Source organism: Mesorhizobium sp. IMUNJ 23232 (genome assembly GCF_044326205.1).
Lineage (GTDB): Bacteria > Pseudomonadota > Alphaproteobacteria > Rhizobiales > Rhizobiaceae > Kumtagia.
Window position 1 is genome coordinate 91119 of record NZ_JBIRCY010000012.1, and the last position, 19306, is coordinate 110424.

16 protein-coding genes are annotated in these 19306 nt (G+C 64.4%); 2 read left to right on the forward strand and 14 right to left on the reverse strand.

Annotated features, from left to right (window positions below; genetic code table 11):
• Positions 1-81 precede the first annotated feature (81 nt).
• The 5 genes from ACH196_RS11575 to ACH196_RS11595 all read right to left on the reverse strand — a co-directional run bounded on the left by ACH196_RS11575 (position 82) and on the right by ACH196_RS11595 (position 5391).
• Positions 82-1611, reverse strand: a complete 1530-nt coding sequence (locus ACH196_RS11575; RefSeq protein ID WP_396647044.1) for a methyltransferase regulatory domain-containing protein — start codon at positions 1609-1611, stop codon at positions 82-84.
• Between the two features lie 184 nt (positions 1612-1795).
• On the reverse strand, positions 1796-3250 hold the full coding sequence (locus ACH196_RS11580; RefSeq protein WP_396647045.1) for a GMC oxidoreductase: 1455 nt from the start codon (positions 3248-3250) through the stop codon (positions 1796-1798).
• On the reverse strand, positions 3247-3420 hold the full coding sequence (locus tag ACH196_RS11585; protein ID WP_396647046.1) for a hypothetical protein: 174 nt from the start codon (positions 3418-3420) through the stop codon (positions 3247-3249). Before ACH196_RS11585 ends, ACH196_RS11580 begins: the two co-directional genes overlap by 4 nt.
• Before the next feature lie 111 nt (positions 3421-3531).
• Complete coding sequence (locus ACH196_RS11590) at positions 3532-4440, reverse strand: EamA family transporter (protein WP_396647047.1); 909 nt, start codon at positions 4438-4440, stop codon at positions 3532-3534.
• A gap of 111 nt (positions 4441-4551) precedes the next feature.
• The gene (locus tag ACH196_RS11595; protein WP_396647048.1) at positions 4552-5391 is read right to left on the reverse strand and encodes a helix-turn-helix transcriptional regulator; all 840 of its coding nucleotides are present in this window, start codon (positions 5389-5391) and stop codon (positions 4552-4554) included.
• A gap of 122 nt (positions 5392-5513) precedes the next feature.
• On the opposite strand from ACH196_RS11595, the gene ACH196_RS11600 reads away from it, so the two are divergent.
• Complete coding sequence (locus tag ACH196_RS11600) at positions 5514-6392, forward strand: aldo/keto reductase family oxidoreductase (RefSeq protein WP_396647049.1); 879 nt, start codon at positions 5514-5516, stop codon at positions 6390-6392.
• A gap of 110 nt (positions 6393-6502) precedes the next feature.
• Positions 6503-7381, forward strand: a complete 879-nt coding sequence (locus ACH196_RS11605; RefSeq protein WP_396647050.1) for an SDR family oxidoreductase — start codon at positions 6503-6505, stop codon at positions 7379-7381.
• A gap of 106 nt (positions 7382-7487) precedes the next feature.
• Here the strand turns inward: ACH196_RS11605 and ACH196_RS11610 are convergent, their stop codons facing one another.
• The 9 genes from ACH196_RS11610 to ACH196_RS11650 all read right to left on the reverse strand — a co-directional run bounded on the left by ACH196_RS11610 (position 7488) and on the right by ACH196_RS11650 (position 19302).
• A complete protein-coding gene (locus tag ACH196_RS11610; protein WP_396647051.1) occupies positions 7488-7901 on the reverse strand; it encodes a helix-turn-helix domain-containing protein in 414 nt (137 codons plus the stop codon).
• Positions 7902-8016: 115 nt separating this feature from the next.
• A complete protein-coding gene (locus ACH196_RS11615) occupies positions 8017-10425 on the reverse strand; it encodes a heavy metal translocating P-type ATPase (RefSeq protein WP_396647052.1) in 2409 nt (802 codons plus the stop codon).
• A gap of 180 nt (positions 10426-10605) precedes the next feature.
• Positions 10606-12210 carry a GMC family oxidoreductase gene (locus ACH196_RS11620; protein ID WP_396647053.1) on the reverse strand — a complete coding sequence of 535 codons (1605 nt, stop codon included), beginning with the start codon at positions 12208-12210 and terminating at the stop codon, positions 10606-10608.
• The gene (locus tag ACH196_RS11625; RefSeq protein WP_396647054.1) at positions 12207-13712 is read right to left on the reverse strand and encodes an FGGY-family carbohydrate kinase; all 1506 of its coding nucleotides are present in this window, start codon (positions 13710-13712) and stop codon (positions 12207-12209) included. Before ACH196_RS11625 ends, ACH196_RS11620 begins: the two co-directional genes overlap by 4 nt.
• On the reverse strand, positions 13709-14548 hold the full coding sequence (locus ACH196_RS11630; protein ID WP_396647055.1) for a class I fructose-bisphosphate aldolase: 840 nt from the start codon (positions 14546-14548) through the stop codon (positions 13709-13711). Before ACH196_RS11630 ends, ACH196_RS11625 begins: the two co-directional genes overlap by 4 nt.
• A complete protein-coding gene (locus tag ACH196_RS11635; RefSeq protein ID WP_396647056.1) occupies positions 14490-16274 on the reverse strand; it encodes a glycerol-3-phosphate dehydrogenase/oxidase in 1785 nt (594 codons plus the stop codon). The genes ACH196_RS11630 and ACH196_RS11635 overlap by 59 nt, the downstream gene beginning before the upstream one ends.
• A 20-nt stretch (positions 16275-16294) precedes the next feature.
• Positions 16295-17245, reverse strand: coding sequence for an aldo/keto reductase (locus ACH196_RS11640; protein ID WP_396647057.1), 951 nt, complete (start codon positions 17243-17245; stop codon positions 16295-16297).
• Positions 17246-17297: 52 nt separating this feature from the next.
• Entirely contained in the window at positions 17298-18293 is a 996-nt protein-coding gene (locus ACH196_RS11645; protein WP_396647058.1) for a sugar-binding transcriptional regulator, read from the reverse strand.
• Entirely contained in the window at positions 18280-19302 is a 1023-nt protein-coding gene (locus tag ACH196_RS11650; RefSeq protein WP_396647059.1) for an ABC transporter permease, read from the reverse strand. The genes ACH196_RS11645 and ACH196_RS11650 overlap by 14 nt, the downstream gene beginning before the upstream one ends.
• Between the last annotated feature and the right edge of the window lie 4 nt (positions 19303-19306).

Consider the following 19306-nt stretch of genomic DNA (forward strand, 5'->3'; position numbering starts at 1 on the left):
TGTGCCTGCACGCCGGATATGAAACGAAGGGTTACGGTTGGATCGGCAATTTCTGCTGGCTGAACCGGACGTTCCTGCTTCTCACGTCAGCCCGAGCTGCTCGAACACCGGCAGCCGCTTCTCCAGGAACGTTGCGTGGCGCGTCCGCAGTTCCTCGAGATTCTGCTCCGGCGTCTCGATCGGCACACCATCGCGCAGCAGCCGCTGGCCGAGCGTGGAGAGTATTTGCCAGACAAAGGCCGGCGCGTCAGCATGCTTGTTCAGCCGCGCCAGGAGGAACAGTTGCTCGAAGCGGTCGACACCGATGCCACCGCCGGTGATCGGCGAGGCCAGCGCCTGTATGTCCGTTGAATGGCGGGCGTTTTCCATAACCGCCCGGTTGAAACGGCGTGTCGATTCGCGGCGCTTGCCGTCGTTCTTGTCGTCGAGGCATGGCTGGACATGCCCGGACCCGACCAGCACCAGCAGCGCCTGGATGCTGCGCGCCCAGCCCAGCTCGGCGATCGCCGGAATGGCCTGCATGGTCTTCAGCGTCTTCGGGCCCGAGGCCAGCGCGTCGAGGAACGGCCCGTAGACTTCCGTCTGCATGGCCGCCTCGCCCAGCCCGCCGGTCACCTTGGTCGGCGCGTCGGCGCGGTTGATCGACAGCGCGAAGCGCGTCTCCTGCCAGCGCTCGCGGGCCGTGAACAGGCCGAGCGGCACGCCACCCTTGATGAAGATGTCGCGCCGGAACTGCTGGTTGACGATGTAGTCGCGTGTCGTCTCGCGCAGCCCGGCATCCTCAATCTCGTTCAAAAAATTGCGCTGTGCCTCCGTCATGTTGAGCGCGTCGACATGATCAAGCAGATGGGCGGAGCACAGGAAATTCAGCTTTGCCTCGGAAAACTCCCGCGCCACGTCCTTGTGGTAGAAGGGATGCCAATCCTCGTTCATGAACTCATGGATGAGATAGTTCTTGTTCTGCGTCTTGAATTTTTCGAGGCGCTCGGCAACGCCGGGGCTGGCCTGGAAATAACGGGCATTGGCCTCCTTCAGCTTGCCCAGCATGTCGAGCGACTTGCCGAGCTTGGTGAAGGCGCCCTCGGCATGCAGCGACCCGAATTCCATCATCAGCCGGCGCAGCGGCGCGGCCGAGGCCCAGCCCGGCAGGGAATTGTAGGACACATAGGCAAGGCCGCCCGTCTTCAGATGTTTCGCGATGAAGGCGACGATGGTGCGGCGGTTCTCCTCGCTGATCCATGACAGGATGCCGTGCAGCGAAATGATGTCGAACTGCGGCAGGCTGGGTTCGTCGAGGAATTCGGCAAAGCTGGAATCGAAGAAATGGACATTCTTCGATCCCGCGGCGTTTGCCAGCGCGCGCGCCTCGACGATGTGGGCGGGATTGAAATCGGTGGCGTAGAACTGGCTGTGCGGGTTGGCGGCGGCCAGCACATTGGTGGAAACGCCGCGGCCGCATCCCAGTTCGCACACGGCGAGCGGCTGCGTCGCCTGGGTCGTCAGCGTCGACTTGCCGAGTGCGGCAAGCTCCAGCATGGCGGGGGTGAGTTCACGATAGAAGCCGGCCGTATAGGCGACCTCCGACACATATCCGGACGTCCATGAACTCATAACGGCTCCGATCCCCCAGCTTTTGTCGGCGAAGTGGTGGTAGACGTAGCCGGTCCGGAATCAAAAAGAAATGGGGGCCGTAGCCCCCTATTTCAGCATTTTCTGGCGGAATTGCACCTCGGTGTCTTTCCGCTCCGTGTTTTATCTTGGCGATACGACGGATATGACCACCGCCGATCGCGAACTATTGCGCCATGGCGCTCTGGCCGATCCGCTTGGCGAGGTGATCGCCGAGCCGGCAGCTCAGCGCCACGATCGTCGTGGTCGGGTTGCACTGGCCGGATGTGGCGAACACCGACGAGCCACCGACATAAAGATTGGACATGCCGTGGACCTTCTGGTCGCGGTCGACGACGCTTTTGGCGAGATCGTCGCCCATGCGCGTGCCGCCCATATGGTGGTGGCCGGCAAGCTCCTGATCGGTCGGGTAGGGATCGTCGTTCAGCACCCACTCGTCGATGCGGACACGACCGTAGTCCTTCTCGGCAAGCGTCTTGCCGAACAGCCGAAGCCCCTGCAGCAGCGTGCGATGCTCGAGCTCGCTTTTCTTCCAGTGCAGTTCGATGCGCGGAATGCCCAGCGTATCCTTGTCGGTCGCCGACAGCGCGATGAAATTGTCGGCGCGCGGCGCCTGCTCCCAGCCCATGACGAGTTGTGCGGCGCAGCGCAGATTGCCGCCTACGCCGTTCGAGACCCATTCGGCGGTCTCCGGCGCGACACAGGCAAGCTCCGCCACCAGCCACTTCGCCCCGTGATAGGGCATCTTGATGAAACGGATGCCGAAATTCATGATCTGCTCGCGCTGCATTGCCTCGAACGACGGTGAAAAGAAGGCTTCCGAAACGTCGTCCATCTCGAACTGGTCGGGATTGTTCATGATGGCGTTGCCGCCCTCGAACTGCGGATGCTCCATCCAGTATTTGCCGAGCGCTTCCGCATGCGGCACCACCGCGCCGTTCGACTGTTCGTTCGACCACAGAAGCAGACGCGAATTCTCCAGGCCGCCGGTGCAGGGGATGTAATAATCCGCCGTCGCCACGCCCTGGTCCTTGCCCGCCGACCACACATGCGCGCCGGTGACCTTCGTGCCGTCGCCTTGCAGCTTCGTCACATAGGTATCCAGCACCAGCGCGATCGTCTTGCTCTCCTCGATCTCGGTCCGGTATTTTTCGGCGAAGCGTACCGCCGGGCTCTTGATCAACTGCACCCAGCGTATGTCGTCGGAAATCGCCACGTCGTCCCGAAACGGCACAAGGTCGAGAATGTCGTGGACCTCGTCGAGATACGGCTCGATGTCGGTGCGGCGGATCGGCCAGCCGGTGTCGGGAACCCAGGGCTTCGGCTCGAAATCGACCGCGTCCATCACCCGGCACCATCCGGCCCAATGATTGGAACAGCCGCCAAAATAACGCAGGCGCGTCACGTCGAGGTCGAAATAATAGTCACCGACCGTCTTGCCCTTGTAGACGTCCTGCGACTCCTCGGTGACGTCGGACTGGCCGGCCTCGAAGATCGCGACGGGAATGCCGGCGGCAGCCAGCTTACGGGCAATCGTGATGCCGGAAGGACCGGACCCGATCAGGATGACCTTCGGCTTGAAGCCGGAGGCGCTGAAGCCCTCAAAATTGTCGAATATCATGCGAGCTCACTCCTCTTCAGGATCCAGCCATTGACCTCGACGAGCTCGTCGGCGGGCTGTTCCCTGGAAGGTGCGGCATGCGCGGTGAAGAGCGCGAAGGCAGGGATGGACAGCAACGCCTGGAGAATCGTACGACGCGTTGCCTGCGGGGCAATTCGGTTGGGGGCCATGAGTTCGCTCCGGAACAAGGTCGGTTTGCGTCGTGTCCTCTGATTTCGGGACACTTGCTGAACAAAGAGCGAAAATCATGCCATGTCGCGCCGGGCCAGCGCAAATCACAGCTAGCCGATTGCGATCAGCGTTAAGATTCCGCAAACGATCAACACGCAGCCGGCAATCTCCAGCCGGTTGATCTTCTCCTTGAAGAAGAACACCGACGACGCGAAGGTGAAGATCATCTCGACCTGCGCCAGCGCCTTGACCACGGCGGCCTGCTGCAGCGTCATCGCCGTGAACCAGCCGAAGGATGCCGACGCCCCGACCAGCCCGACGAACAGCGCCGGCTTCCAGGCGCGCACGATGCGGCCGAGTTCGGCCCGGTCGCGCATAAGCATCCAGGCAAGCATCAACACGGTTTGAAAGACGATCACAACCGCCAGCGTGCAGGCTGCCTGCATGATGAAGTTCGGCCCGCCGAGCGACAGCGACGCGGCCCGATAGGCAACTGCCGAAACGCCGAACGCCGTGCCCGAGGCCAAGCCGATCAGCGCGTTGCGGGCAAACAGCGAGGTGACCAGCGTGCGCAGGCTGAACGCCATATGCGCGACCGAGATCAGCATGACGCCGAAGACGCTGATGGCGATGGCCAAAAGGGCGCCCATGGTGACGCGCTCGCCGAGGAAGATCAGTCCGAAAAGTGCTGCCTGCGCCGGCTCGGTGCGCGAATAGGCGGTGCCGACCGCGAAATTGCGGAAGGAGAACAGATGGACCAGCAGGAATGTGGCAAATATCTGCCCGAGCCCGCCAAGCACCGCCCAGGCGAAGAAGGTCGGATTCGGTTTCGACAGCGGATAGCCGAAGCCGAAATGCAGCAGGCAAACGAAAGCGACCGCAAAGGGCACGCCGAAGCCGAAGCGCACGAAGGTCGCCCCTGTCGTACCCATGACGCCCTTCAGGTGCTTCTGCGCCGCGGAACGCAGATTCTGCAGGAAGGCCGCGCCAATGGTGATTGGAATCCAGAGTTCTACCATGCCGTCCCGCCGCCTTGTCTCTGCGGGCTTTAGGCGATGACGGCACTATGGCGCAACTGCCAGCGCTGCTCGCGGTGTGCCAGTTTGTCGGCTTTGGCTGATCCGAGCGGGTCAGTCCTTCGACGCCGCCCCGCTTATCAACGATCTGATCAGGTCGGCATCCGCGGGCGTCGCCGGATTGTAGATCACCAGGTCGAGATCGGGCCGGCCATCGACGGCGAAGGCCGAATATTCCAGCCCGATCAGCCCTGCGCGCGGATGCCGCAGTGTCTTGGCGACCTCGCCATAGGTGCTGCGGACGTCATTGTCGCGCCAGATCGCCTCGAACTCCGGGCTCAGCCGGCTGAGTTCGTCGACCAGGGCCGCGACCTTCTTCGTAGCGCCGGCGCGTGCCGTGTCCGCCCGGAATGCGGCCACCACGAACCGCGCAGTGCTTTCCCAGTCCGTCTGCGCGGCCCTGACACGAGGGTCGCTAAAGATGAGGCGCAGGATATTGCGCTGCTCGGGCGGCAGCGCTCCATAGTCGGTCATCACCACCGAGGCGGCGCGGTTCCACGCGACGATGTCCCATGTCGAGGTCTTCACATAGGCCGGGCTGAGCGGAAGCGCGTCGAGCACGCGTTGCAGCCGGGGCGGAACGCTCTCGGCCGCATGATAACGAACCTCGGGCGGCCGGTTGAGGCCGAGCAGAAAGAGGTGCTCGCGCTCGACTTCCGTCAGCACCAGGGCGCGGGCGATCCGGTCGAGCACATCGGCCGACGCCGCGCCGCCTCGCCCCTGTTCGAGCCAGGTGTACCAGGTGGCACTGACATTGGCGCGTTGCGCCACTTCTTCGCGGCGCAGCCCCGGCGTTCGGCGGCGCGTCAGGGGAAGGCCGAACGCCGCCGGATCAAGTTTTGCGCGGCGATCCTTGAGGTAAATTCCCAGCAGATTATCGTCGGGAGTCAACATGCGTGTCCTGTTAGTCATTATACCTGGATAAGATCACTACTTTACCCGGATAGACCGCGCAGCGACAAGGCTCTCGTCCGCACGGACCGCCGGAGTCCGCCCCGCCCTCAGGAGATCCAACCATGTCCAGCATCGACCAATCAGGGACCTTCCCCCTTGGCGACCGCACCGTGAAGCGTCTCGGCTATGGTGCGATGCAACTCGCTGGCCCCGGCGTTTTCGGACCGCCCAAAGATCCTGACGCGGCACTGGCGGTGCTGCGCGAAGCCATCGCGAGCGGGGTAAACCACATCGACACCAGCGACTTCTACGGTCCCCACATCACCAACCGGCTGATCCGCGAGGCGCTCGCGCCCTATCCCGACGACCTTGTCATCGTCACCAAGATCGGCGCCAGGCGCGGCACGGACGGATCATGGCTTCCGGCCTTCTCGCGCGAAGACCTTACCCAGGCCGTGCACGACAATCTTCGCAATCTCGGCGTCAATGTGCTCGATGTCGTCAACCTCAGGGTGCTGTTCGACGTCCATGGACCTGCCGAGGGATCGATCGAGGCGCAGCTCACGGTCCTCGCCGAATTGCAGCGGCAGGGCCTGGTGCGCCACATCGGCTTGAGCAATGTCACGCCCAAACAGATCGCGGAGGGACGCCGGATCGCCGAGATCGTCTGCGTGCAGAATCAGTACAACCTGGCGCATCGGGCCGACGATGCGCTGATCGACGACCTCGCACGCGACGGCATCGCCTATGTGCCGTTCTTTCCACTTGGCGGGTTCAGCCCGCTGCAGTCGTCGACCTTGTCGGCAGTCGCCGAGCGCCTCGGCGTCACGCCCATGCAGATCGCGCTCGCCTGGCTGCTTCAGCGGTCGCCCAACATCCTGCTGATCCCCGGCACCTCGTCCGTCGCGCATTTACGCGAGAATCTCGCCGTGGCGGGCTACCCCCTGCCCGTTGATGCGCTCGAGGAATTGGAGCGCATGAAAAGCGCCGGCTCCGCCTGACGTGGCCGGCATCCCTCCCAATTAGGTATTATACCCGGATAAGATCACTACTTTACCCGGATAAGACAGTGTCGCAAATGCGCTTCTCCTGAATTGCTGGAGAAGTTCTCATGCGTGTTTTCGTCACCGGCTCGACCGGATTCATCGGTTCTGCCATCGTCCAGGACCTGATTGCCGCAGGGCATAAGGTCCTCGGCCTCGCGCGTTCGGATGCAGGCGCCGCGTCGCTTGCCGCGATAGGTGCGGATGTGCATCGCGGCTCGCTCGAAGATTTTGAAAGCCTAAGCAACGGAGCAGCGACATCGGACGGCGTGATCCACACCGCCTTCAACCACAATTTTTCCACCTATCTGGCCAATTGCGAGGCGGATCGGCAGGTTATCGAGGCGCTCGGCGCCGGCCTCGCCGGTTCGGGTCGGCCTCTCGTCGTCACCTCGGGAACCGGGCGGCAGAAGGAAACCCAGCGCGCGCCCGACTTCACCGCGCATCCCCGATTGGCGACCGAGGCAGCGGCGGCTTCGGTGGCGGCGCAGGGCGTACCCGTGTCGGTGGTCCGCCTTCCTCCGTCGGTCCACGGCGAGGGTGACCACGGCTTCGTCCCGATGATCATCCGTTCGGCGCGCGAGAAAGGCGTTTCCGCCTATGTCGGCGACGGGCTCAACCAATGGCCCGCAGTGCACCGTCTCGATGCCGCCCGTCTGTTCCGGTTGGCGCTCGAGAAAGGCGCGCCCGAAGCCTGGTATCACGGGGTTGGCGACGAGGGCGTGGCGTTCCGCAACATCGCCGAACTCATCGGCCGGCACCTGGACATAACGATCGTCGGCATGACGCCGGAAGAGGCAGCCGGCCATTTCGGCTTTCTCGCGCAGTTCGCGGCGGCCAACTTGCCCGCCTCAGGCGCGCAAACGCAGCAGCTTCTGGGATGGCATCCGACGCAGCCCGGCCTTATTCCGGACCTCGATCAGGGGCACTATTTCGAGGCTTCATAAAAGCAAGGATATCCCGCGCCGCAGCCGCTCCTTCTACACAACGCGTGCCGTAAGACGGCCATCGCCAGCGAAGAAGGACGGCCGGCAAGCCATCACGATCTGCTGATCAATGCTCCGCCTCGCACAGGTCGTGGTTGGCAAGCGCACGGATGACGTAGCAATCCCTCACCTGATCGACGTGGCAATGCGTGGTGATCCGCTCCAGCTCATGCTCCAGCCGCCGCAGTTTCTCGATCTTCTTGCGCACCGCATCAAGCTGCTCGGCGGCGATGCGGTCGGCGCGGGCGCAGGGCCGGTCGGGATGGGCGCTGAGCTCGATCAGCTCGCGGATCGCATCGATGGTCAGGCCGAGCTCGCGGGCGTGGCGGATGAAGGAAAGCCGGTCGCGCTCCTCCGTGCCATAGCGACGCTGGTTGCCCTCCGAGCGTTCGGCCGCGGTCATCAGCCCCATCTGCTCGTAATAGCGGATGGTCGGGATTTTCACGCCCGTGCGCCGGGACAGTTCGCCGATGGTCAGCATCGCGACCTCCAAAACTCCAGTCGCTATAGATATGCCGCGATCCGGTTCCCGGCAACGCCTTTCGCCCGTCCGGCCTGGACCAGCGCACGCGCGGAGTGGGTGTGCTGGCGACGCCTCACTTCAGTCCGCGCCAGCCGAGCAGCCGCATGGCGTTGGCGGTGACCAGCACGGTCGCGCCGGTGTCAGCCAAAATCGCCGGCCACAGACCTGTGATGCCGGCAATCGTCGTCACAAGGAACACCGCCTTCAGCCCGAGCGATATGGTAATGTTCTGATGGATGTTGGCCATCGTCGCCCGCGACAAAGCCACCATCGAGGCGACGTCCTTGACACGGGCGTTGAGCGCCGCCGCATCCGCCGTCTCCAGCGCCACGTCGGTGCCGCCGCCCATGGCGATGCCGATGTCGGCCGCGGCCAATGCCGGCGCGTCGTTGATGCCGTCGCCGACCTTTGCGACGATCTCGCCCGCCTTGCGCAACTCGCCGACGATGCGCTGCTTGTCCTCAGGCAACAGTTCGGCGCGCGGCTCCAGCCCGAGTTTTGCGGCGATGGCGGCCGCCGTGCGACTATTATCGCCGGTCAGCATCACCGCCGAGATGCCTTGCGCCTTCAGCGCCTCAATGCCAGCAACGGCGTCCTCGCGCGGTTCGTCGCGCATGGCGATCAGCCCGGCGATACGATTGCCCTCCAGCAGCACGGAGACCGTCTTGCCCTCGTCGTTGAGCGCCACGATGTGGTTTTTCAGTTCGTCCGACAGCGGCGTCCGCTTGCCTGCCGCTTGCGGTGAGCCAAGGAAAAGCTCGGCTTCGCCAACTTTGCCCGTCACACCCTCGCCGCCGATGGCGCGCGCATCCTGCGCCGAACGCGCTTCGATGCCCCGCCGCTTCGCCTCGCCGAGGATCGCCAACGCCAGCGGATGGTTGGAGCCGACTTCGAGTGCGGCCGCGCCGTCCAACACTTCGGCCTCGCTGCCTGTGACGGCAACGATATCGGTCACCACGGGCTTGCCGGCGGTCAGCGTGCCGGTCTTGTCGAAGGCGACCTTCGTCACCTTGCCGAGCGTCTCCAGAACCGCGCCGCCCTTCATCAGCAAGCCGCGCCGCGCGCCAGCCGAGAGGCTGGCGGCAATCGCGGCCGGCGTCGAGATGACCAGCGCGCAGGGGCAGCCGATCAGCAGGATCGCCAGGCCCTTGTAGACCCACTCGTCCCAGCCGCCGCCGAAGGCAAGTGGCGGGACGATGGCGACAAGTGCTGCCACCACCATCACGCCCGGCGTATAATATCGGGAAAAGCTGTCGATGAAGCGTTCGGTCGGCGCCTTGGATTCCTGCGCCTGCTCGACCATCTGGATGATTCGCGAGATCGTATTGTCCTGCGCCTCTGCCGTTACCCGCACGCGGATCGCCGCGTCCTGGTTGATCGTGCCGGCGCGCACGGTGTCGCCCGGCACCCTGCGCTTCGGCACGGATTCGCCGGTCACCGGCGATTCGTCGACGGAGGTTTCGCCCGACAGGATTTCGCCATCGGCGGGCACACGGTCGCCCGGCCGGACGAGGATAACCGCCCCGACCGCCACGCTTCCGGCCGGCACTTCCGTCGTGCGTCCGTCCTTCTCCAGAAACGCCGTCTTCGGCACGAGCGAGGCCAAAGCCCGGATGCCGGCGCGCGCCCGGCCAGCGGCGACACCTTCCAAAAGCTCGCCGATCAGGAACAGGAAGACCACCGCCGCGGCCTCCTCGCCGGCGTCGATGATCATCGCGCCGACGGCGGCTACCGTCATCAGTGTCTCGATGGTGAAGGGCATGCCGTTGACTGCCGCCATCACGGCCCGCCGGGCGATCGGGATCAGGCCGACCGCCATCGCCGCAATGAACAGCAGCGTCTGGTATTCGGGGAACGCCCGTCCGAGAAGATACGCGGCAGTGAGCGCCACGCCGCAGGCGATGGTCAGCCGTGCTTTGGCAGTCTTCCACCAGAGGCCTTCGGTTGGACCGTGATCGTGCCCATGCAGGCCGGCGACGACGTCATCGCCCCTGGACCCCGCCGCGCCGGACTTGTCGCGGACGTGGTCATGCCCAGGCTTGTGGGGATGCTGATGCGCTCGTCCATCGGCATGGTCGTGCTTGTGATCGTGCGCATGATCATGCTTGTCGCCAAGCGCGTGGTCGTGGCCATGATCATCGTGGTCGTGGGGATGATCATGATCGTGTCCATGGCCATGCGTATGATCGTGAGCATCGCCATGGTCGTGGCCACAGCCGCACGCGTCATGCTCCTCGACCGACGCTCTTGCAGCATGGGCTGGCAACGGAGCGACCTTGTAGCCCAGGCTGGTCACCTTGCGCGCTAACGCCTCCAGATCGGTCTCGGCGCGGTGGCCAACGGTCATCGTGCCTACCGTGACCGACACCGACACGTCCTCGACGCCTTCGACGCGCCGCGCCGCCCTGTCGATCTTCGCCGCGCAGGCGGCGCAATCCATGCCCTCTATCCGGAACCGGCTGCTCTTGACGATCTCGTTCATCGCTCATCGCTCTCGCACAAGGTGTGTCGGGAGCATGCCTAATTCCTCTAGCAGCTAGAGAGACAAGAGGCTTTTTCGTTTTTTTAGGATGAACTCCGAGGACAGTTTATTTTGCTTCCCAGAAGGGCGGCGAAGCCTCAAGGCTGGCGCGAGCGGAAAAAAGCAAACTGTCCCCGGCACTTAACCCAGCATCATCTGTGCCGCCTTCTCCCCGATCATCACCGCCGGCGCATGCGTGTTGCCCGAGACGATCGTCGGCATAACCGAGCAATCCGCCACCCGAATGCCCTCGAAGCCGCGTAGCTTCAGGTCGGCGCCGACCACGGCCAAGCGGTCGGTGCCCATCTTCGCGGTGCCGACCGGATGGAAAATAGTGGTGGCGATATCGCCCGCCGCCTTGGCCAGTTCCTCCGGCCCGGAAATTTCCGGCCCCGGTTTGAACTCGCGCGGCTCGAATTCGCGCATGCGCTTCGTCGCCATCAGGCGGCGCGCGATGCGGATCGAATCGGCAGCTACAGCCCGGTCGTCGTCGGTGGACAAATAATTCGGCGCGATGTCCGGATGTTTTTGCGAATCGGCCGAGGCGATGCGGACATGGCCGCGCGATTGCGGCCGGAGATTGCAGACCGACACTGTGATCGCCGGAAACGGATGCAGCGGCTCGCCGAATTTTTCCAGCGACAGCGGCTGCACGTGGAACTCGATGTTCGGCGTGGCGAAACGCTCGTCGGAACGCATGAAGATGCCGAGCTGGCTCGGTGCCATCGACATCGGCCCGGTTCGCCGGAATGCATATTCCAGCGCGATCATGGCCTTGCCGGTCAGCCGCGCCTGCCTCTCGTTCAGCGTCGTCGCGCCGGTTATGCGGAAGGCAGTGCGGATCTGCAGATGGTCCTGAAGATTCTCGCCGACGCCGGGTAGGTCTTCCACCACCGGAATGCCATGCCGCTGCAACAGGTCGGCCGGTCCTATACCGGAAAGCTGCAGCAGTTGCGGCGTGCCGATCGCGCCGGCCGAGAGCACGAGTTCGCCGGCGACGCCGACGCGCGCCGGCCTGCCGTCGAGCCGCAGGTCCAGCCCGGCCGCGCGCTTCCCCTCGAACACAATGCGCTCGACATGCGCGCCGGTCATCACCGTCAGGTTCTTCCGGTGTCGCACCGGGCGCAGGAAGGCGCGTACGGCGTTGAAACGGAAACCGGCCTTCTGGTTCACCTCGAAATAGGACGAGCCGAAATTGTCGCCAGCGTTGAAATCGTCGACCTGCGGCACGCCGAGTTCTTCCGCCGCCTCGCGCACCGCGTCAAGGATCGGCCACGAAAGCCGCTGGCGCTCGACGCGCAATTCGCCGCCTTGGCCGTGGAACGCTCCGTTCAGCCTCTGGTGATCCTCCGACTTACGGAACAGCGGCAGCACGTCGTCCCAGCCCCAGCCGGGATTGCCAAGCTGGCGCCAGTGGTCGTAATCGGCGGCCTGGCCGCGCATATAGATCATGCCGTTGATGGAGGAGCAACCACCCATCACTTTTCCGCGCGGATAGGCGAGCTTGCGGCCATTCAGACCGGGCTCCGCGACCGTGCTGTAACCCCAATCGGTACGCGGGTTGCCCATGCAGTAGAGGTAGCCGACCGGAATGTGGATCCAGTGGTAATTGTCCGAGCCGCCCGCCTCCAGCAGCAGCACGCGCTTGCCAGGCGCGGCGCTCAGCCGGTTGGCGAGCACGCAACCGGCCGAACCGGCCCCGACGATGACGTAGTCGTAGGAACCCAGATCTATTCTGTCCGTCACCGGAGCCGTGCCTCCTCCCCATAGGCCGCCCAGCGTTCCGGCAGCATTTCAGTGAGGTCACGATAGAGGCGGTATCGCGCATCGGAAAGGGTTTTTCCGTCCGTGCGCGGCCGATACTCCCGGCTGACGCGCACCATGCCAGCCATGCCCGTCTCAAGATCGGGAAAGATACCGGCCGCCACGCCGCCGGCAATCGCCGCGCCCAGTGCGCCGGTCTCGCGGCATTCCGCCACCGTCACTGTCAGGCCGAGCAGGTCGGCAAACATCTGGCACCAGACCTCGCTGCGCGAGCCACCACCCGACAGGCTGGCCTTGTCGAAACGGGCGCCGGCGGCGCGCAGCCGGTCGATATGGCGCCGATGCTCGAAGACGACGCCTTCATAAATCGCGTGGAGCATGGCAGCCTTGCCATGCCAGCCCGACAGGCCGAGAAAGGCGCCCCGCGCATTGGGGTGCGTCGCGGAACCATAGAGGAACGGCAGGAATATTGGCAGTTCCGCCTCCGGCTCGACCGAGGCGACCAGCGCGTTGCAGCGTTCGAACGCCTCAGCGCCGTGGCCGCCGTCGATCTCGCGCAAAAACCATTCGAGATTGACCGCGGACGTGGCGCTGGATTCGATGGACACATAGCGGTCGGGTCGCCAGGTCGAAGCGTGGAAAATGCGCTCGTCCACCAGCGGGCTTTCCAGCACCACCTGGTTGATGCTCCAGGTGCCTGCGACGATCGCCGCCTCGCCGGGCAAGATGGTGCCGGCGCCGATCATGGAGGCGAGCACGTCGAAGAAGCCGCCCGCTACCGGCGTGCCTTCGGCGAGGCCCGTAGCCGCCGCGGCTTCTCCCGTGATGCGCCCGGCCACCTCATCCGGCCCGACGAGGTCGGGGAGCATATCAGCCGCCTCGGCAATACCATATGCTTCCAGCAAGGCACGGTCGTATTGCCGCTCCGGCAGGCGCAGCAGGCCGCAGCCGCTCATGTCGGAAAAATCCGTGACGCGCCGACCGGTCAGCATGAATGTAAGAGTATCCTTACACAAGAAGGCTGTTCCGGCTCGCGCATAGACCTCCGGCCGCTCCTGCTTGATCCATCTCAGCAAGGTCGGTGTCTGCGACGGCCACGGTTTTTGCAGGCATTGGGTGTAAAGCCGTTCGCCTCGCCCATCGGCGCTGAGTTCCGTTGCGAGGACGGCCGCACGAGTATCGAGCGACTGGATGCCTAGCAACGGCCGGTTTTCCCTATCGAGCATGTAGAGCCCGTTGCCGTGGCCGGCGGTGCCAATCGCCGCGACGTCCGCGCCGGTCGCCCCGGCCTCCTTCAGGCACCGCGCAATCACATCCGCCGCGCCGCGCCAAAGCTCGGCAATGTCGCGCTCGACATGGCCGGGCGCCGGTTGCCGCGAGCGGCCCTCCGCCGAAGCCGCGCCGACGACCTTGCCGCCAAGGTCGAACAGCACGGCCTTCACCACCGTATTGCCGGCGTCGATGCCGAGGAGGAACTTTGTCATGCGGAATAGATCCGCCACGCCTCGGCGTCGTCGACGCCGTCGTGGATCATCGCCATCAGAGCGCGCACCACGCGGGCCGGGTCGGCGTGCTGATAAATGTTGCGGCCATAGACCATGCCATGCGCGCCCTGCCGCATCAGCGCATGTGAGTTGGCGAAGACCTGGCGCAGGTCCGCCTTGCCGCCGCCGCGCACCAGCACCGGGCAGCGCGCCGCCTCGACGACGCGGTGGAAATCCTGGGGGTCGGTGGTTGGGTCGGCCTTGACGATGTCGGCGCCCATCTCGCGCGCCAAGCGCACCAGCGTGACGATCTTCTCCGCGTCGCCGTCGACCAGATAGCCGCCGCGCTCGCTGTTGGGCTGCATGACCAGCGGCTCGATCATCAGCGGCATACCGTACTTTTCGCAGTCCTGACCGACACGCGAGATGTTCTCGACGCATTGCTTGAACAGGCCCGGCTCGTCCGGCAGCATGAACAGGTTGACGACCACGCAGGCGGCATCCAAACGCAGCGCCGGCGCGATTGGGTCGTGGGCATTCTGCAGCACGGCCCACATCTCACGATGCCGCGTGCGATTATACGGGTTGCCCATGTCGATGCGCATCACCAGCGCCGGCTTGTTCTTGCCCGGCAGGTCCTGCAAAAGGTCGGCTTGGCCATAATTCATCTGGATGGCGTCCGGTTCGGCATCCGCCAGCAGCCGCACCACCTTGCCCATGTCCTCCAGCCCGTCGAGGAAGGATGGCTCGTTGCAAACCCCGTGGTCGATGGCGACGTCAAGACATCTGCCGTTTCCGAACAGACGGTTCATGCGGACTTTTTTCGACTGGTACATGGTCTTGCCTCCGGTTTCTGTGTTCCAGCGTGGCCCTGTCGACGCCGTAAAAGTCTTCGAGAAGGGTAATCAGCGCCTCGATTTCCGCGACGCGGCGCTCCTCGCCCCAGCCAAGCACGGATGCCGTGAGGCCAGCGATCTCCTCGATCGCGTCGAGCGACAGTTCGCCCTTGAGCGCCATCGCGGTGCGGCGCAGCACGAGGTCGGCAAGTGTGGCGACATGCTCATGCGCGACCAGATAGGCAAACTCGCGCCGGCCATAGGCCGGAAGGCTCGCAAGCGGCTCGTCGCCCTCGCCGCCGAGATGGACGGCAAGGACCGCGGCTTTTGTCCCGTAGCGGTCGAGCAGGACCGAGACGCGCGCCGCCGCCAGCCCGCTGTGCGCAACCGCATCGGCAATCCAGTCCCGGCGCACATTGGCTTCAGTCGGATAGTCGCGGCCGCCACCGATCCTCATATCCCGCGTGGAGACGATGCGCTTGCGCCCCAGTTTTTCCAGAACCAGATCGGCGGCCTGCTCGCCAAAGGCACGAAAGGTGGTCCACTTGCCGCCGACAAGGCTCAGCACCGGCGGAAGCCCGGCTTGCTCCGGCAGCCAGCCGCATTGGTGATCGCGCGATATCTCGGCGTTGACGCCTGCATTGCTGCGCGGCAGCGGCCGCACGCCGGCGAAGCGGAAGACGATCTCCTCCGGCGCGATTTTTATGCCCGGAAAAACCTCGCGGATCGACGCCAGAATATAGTCCGCCTCATCGGCCTCGCAGCGCACGCCCTCGGGTGTCTCGACACTGATGTCCGTCGAGCCCGCCAACACCTGGCCGAGATGCACGAACATGATGCAGACCCGGCCCTCGCGATTGGCGAAATAGACCATGTTGTCGCCGAGCGCGTTGCGCAGTCGGTCATTGTCGATGACCAGATGCGAACCCTTCGTCCCGCCGATCAGCGGCGCCGGATTCTTGGCGATCAAGCCGTTGGTGATGTCGATCCAGGCGCCGGTGGCGTTGACGACGATGTCGGGCCGCAGCGACAATTTTTCGCCGGCCAGCCGATCTGTAACTAATGCCTTACAATCCGAAAAGCCATCCATTCCCAGGTGGTTGAATGCCAACGCCTGCGGCGCGACGGCTTCCGTATCCAGCACCATCTCCACGCCCAACCGTTCCGGATAGGCGATCTTGGCGTCATAATAGACCGCGCCGAAACGCTGCGCCGGGTCGAGGTCCGGAAAACGACGGTTTAGTTCCCGCCTGCCGTAGAAACGATGGCGCGGCACCGCCTTGCCGGCGCCGGAATAGAGATCGTAGAGCGTCAGCCCCAACTTGACGATGAGCGCGCCGCGCGGCCGAGGTTTCGGCTTGCCGCCAAGGAAGCGCCTTGCCGCCGCCAGCACCCCGGAAAACCGGTCGGCGAGCGGGATCAGCGTCGGCAGCGGAGACACCATGTGCGGCGCATTGGTAAGCAATAGATTACGCTCGCGCAATGATTCCCGCACCAGCGCGAATTCGCCATTCTCCATGTAGCGCAGCCCGCCATGGATCATGCGCGAAGGCGCCGCGCTCGCCCCGCTCATGAAGTCGCCGCGATCAACCAGTACGGCGTCCACGCCCTGCAACGCCAGTTCCCGCCAGGCGCTGATGCCGTTGATGCCGCCGCCGACCACCAGCACGGAGACGCGCTCCATGCGGCGCAGCCTGTCTAGCCTCTCGGTGCGCGTCCCGCTCATGATCCCGAATTCCGCAAGCCTTAGCCGTCGATGCCGGCGAGATGTTTTGCGATCGCCGCGTCGATCAGCACGATCTCGCCCTCCGACAACGACAGCCTTCCGGCGACCGCGTTCTCCGCCGCCTGCCCGGCGTTGCGCGCACCGCAGAGCGCATAGGTGACGCCCGGCCGCGCCACCGTCCAGGCTATGACCACCTGCGCGGGCGTTGCCTGCTTGGCCGCTGCCACCGGCGCGATCTCCTTCATGAAGGCCGCGACGCGCTCAAGATTGGCCGGCGAGAAACGCGGATCGTCCTTGCGCAGATCGTCTCCCTCGAACGTCCGGCCGGGACCGATCTTGCCCGACAGCAGGCCGAGCGCGAGAGAGGAATAGCTCAGCACGGACACGTTGTTATCGCGGCAAAGGGGCAGCAGGTCCGCCTCGATCGCCCGGTCGATCATGCTGAACCGCTCCTGGATCGCGTCGACCGGGCCTACCGCCATGTATTCTTTCAATGTTTCGGGGTTGACATTGCTCACGCCGATCGCCCGGATCTTGCCTTGCCGCTTCAAATCGAGCAGCGCGCCCATGGTCTCCGCAACTGGAGTTGTCGTGTCCTGCCAATGGGTTATGTAAAGGTCGATATGATCGGTGCGCAGCCGGCGAAGGCTCTGCTCGACCTCATAAAAGATCGTGTCGCGGCCGAGATAACGATGGACCTTCTTGCCGTGCTCGTCGAAAAAATGCGTGCCCTTGTCGGTGTGCCAGACGAGACCGCATTTGGTGGCGACCACCACTTCATCACGCCGGCCGGCAATTGCCTCGCCGACGATTTCCTCCGCTTTTCCAAGTCCATAGGCGGGCGCGGTGTCGATCAGCGTGACGCCTTCGTCGATCGCCGCGCGGATCGCCTTCACCGATTGCGCCTCGTCGGTGCCGCCCCACATCCAGCCGCCCATCGCCCAGGTGCCCTGCCCGATGCTGCTCGCCATGATGCCCGATCCGCCCAAGGGACGGGATGAAATTTCATTCGTTTTCAATGTCTTATCCTTTCAGGATGTCGACGACGCGGGCGGCCGTGGCCTCATCCGTCGCCAGCGCGTCGAGGAACCCGCCGCTGAGAACGCTGGCGATCGGCTCGGCCTTGCGTTCGCCCGCCGAAATGCCGATCGACAGCGGAACGGCCTTGAATTCGGCCGGCGTCAGCGCCACCACCCGCTCGTTCAGCGGATAGTCGCAAAGCTCGCCCTTGCGGTCGATCAGGTGTGCCACCAGTTCGCCGGCCGCGCCGCTCTGCCCAAGATCCGGCAGTTGCAGCTTGCCGGTCGTCTGCAGATTGAAATAGGTCGACTTGTCCGAATGGACCGAACCGATGCCGACCAGCGCCACCCGCGCCTCGCGGGCGCGGGCCAGAACCTCGCGCACCGACTGCAGCGACATCAGCACGTCGCGTTCCTCGCGCGAGGCCGCGAAGATCGGCGCGTGGATCTGGAACGCCCTGCCCTGCAGCTTGGCGGCCAGCCGCGCGGCAACGTGGTTCACGTCGATGAAGTGCTTTCCCTGGACGCCGCCCGTCGCCGGCACCACCGTCACATCATACGCATGCGACGGGTTCAGCGCATTCACAACCGCGCTGACGCCCTGGCCGCCGGACACGCAGACCGTGTCGCCGTCTCTCAGGTTAGCCAGCAGGAATTCAGCCGCGGCCTTACCGGCCGTGGTGAGGTTCACCTCCTCCAGTTCGGACACCGAAGGCGTGACGATCGCCTCGCGCAGGCCGCCGGCCTCGACCAGTTGCTGCTCCAGTTCGAACAGCGACTGGAACGGCGATTTTACCGAAATCTGGACGAAGCCGCGCTCGTGGCCTTCCTTGACCAGCCGGTTGACGGTCGGATGCGAGATGCCCGTCCGCTTGGCGATCTCGGCCTGGCTGATACCCTCGACGTAATGCATGACCAGTACGCGGTGGATTTTGCGCACGCGTTCATAGTCGTCGATCTGCTCTGTCGCCCCCATGCGCTTCAACTTAACGACCGGCACGGGCAGCCGCCATCTTGTTCTTGTGCAACACATGGTCGAACGACACGGCGGCGAGCAGGATCAGGCCGCGGATCGTGTCCTGCCAGTAAGGCGAAACATCGAGCAGGATCAACGAGCTGGAGACGACCGACAGCATCGCCATGCCGAGGATGGCCCCGAGGATGGTGCCCGAACCGCCGTTGAGACTGGCGCCGCCGATCACCGCGGCTGCGATGATGTTGAGCTCCATGCCGAGGCCGAAGGTGGGCGTCGCCGCGCCGAAACGCGCCATGTAGATGACCCCCGCCAGCCCGGCCAGCGTCGAGCACAGAACGATGCAGAAGAATTTGACGCGGTCGGTGCGGACGCCGGAGTACGCCGCCGCCTTCTCGTTGCTGCCGGTGTAGAACACCTTTCGGAACACCGTCGCCCGGCGCAGCAGCAGGTCAAAGAGCGCGACCACCATCACGAAGACGATGATGACAAAAGGCATGCCGTAGACCGTGCCCTGGCCGATGAACTTGAAACTCGGCGGCAGCGAGAACAACGACAGCGGCGTGCCGCCGGTGATCGCCAGGCACAGGCCGCGCACGATCACCATGAAGGCCAGCGAGACGATGAAGGAATGCAGCCCGATTTTCGTCACGCACAGCGCCATCAGCACGCCGACTCCCGCCGATGCCAGGATCGCCAACGCGCTAGCGGACCAAGGATCGAGCCCCGCAAGGAAAAAGAAGCCGCCGACCACCATGGAGAAACAAACGACCGAGCCGACGGATAGATCGATGGCGCCGACGATCAGCAGGATCGTCATGCCGACGACGACGATGCCCTCGACGGAAAAAGACATCAGCATCGCCCGGAAATTCGTCCAGGTGAGGAAGTAGGGCGAGGCAAAACTCATCACCACGCACAGCGCCAGGATGATCAGCACAAGGCCGAGTTCGCGCATGTTGCCGATGCCGCGCAGCATCGACGGGCGGCGCGGCGCGGCCGCCTGACTGCCCTTGCCCGCTCTGATGTCGCTCATGACA

Bases quoted from the DNA above. Each gene is read 5' to 3' on its own strand.
- ACH196_RS11615 (WP_396647052.1), bottom strand. From the start codon at position 10,425: ATGAACGAGATCGTCAAGAGCAGCCGGTTCCGGATAGAGGGCATGGAT.
- ACH196_RS11605 (WP_396647050.1), top strand. From the start codon at position 6,503: ATGCGTGTTTTCGTCACCGGCTCGACCGGATTCATCGGTTCTGCCATC.
- ACH196_RS11650 (WP_396647059.1), bottom strand. From the start codon at position 19,302: ATGAGCGACATCAGAGCGGGCAAGGGCAGTCAGGCGGCCGCGCCGCGC.
- ACH196_RS11580 (WP_396647045.1), bottom strand. From the start codon at position 3,250: ATGATATTCGACAATTTTGAGGGCTTCAGCGCCTCCGGCTTCAAGCCG.
- ACH196_RS11630 (WP_396647055.1), bottom strand. From the start codon at position 14,548: ATGTACCAGTCGAAAAAAGTCCGCATGAACCGTCTGTTCGGAAACGGC.
- ACH196_RS11640 (WP_396647057.1), bottom strand. From the start codon at position 17,245: ATGGCGAGCAGCATCGGGCAGGGCACCTGGGCGATGGGCGGCTGGATG.
- ACH196_RS11585 (WP_396647046.1), bottom strand. From the start codon at position 3,420: ATGGCCCCCAACCGAATTGCCCCGCAGGCAACGCGTCGTACGATTCTC.
- ACH196_RS11575 (WP_396647044.1), bottom strand. From the start codon at position 1,611: ATGAGTTCATGGACGTCCGGATATGTGTCGGAGGTCGCCTATACGGCC.
- ACH196_RS11610 (WP_396647051.1), bottom strand. From the start codon at position 7,901: ATGCTGACCATCGGCGAACTGTCCCGGCGCACGGGCGTGAAAATCCCG.
- ACH196_RS11635 (WP_396647056.1), bottom strand. From the start codon at position 16,274: ATGAGCGGGACGCGCACCGAGAGGCTAGACAGGCTGCGCCGCATGGAG.
- ACH196_RS11590 (WP_396647047.1), bottom strand. From the start codon at position 4,440: ATGGTAGAACTCTGGATTCCAATCACCATTGGCGCGGCCTTCCTGCAG.
- ACH196_RS11600 (WP_396647049.1), top strand. From the start codon at position 5,514: ATGTCCAGCATCGACCAATCAGGGACCTTCCCCCTTGGCGACCGCACC.
- ACH196_RS11595 (WP_396647048.1), bottom strand. From the start codon at position 5,391: ATGTTGACTCCCGACGATAATCTGCTGGGAATTTACCTCAAGGATCGC.
- ACH196_RS11625 (WP_396647054.1), bottom strand. From the start codon at position 13,712: ATGACAAAGTTCCTCCTCGGCATCGACGCCGGCAATACGGTGGTGAAG.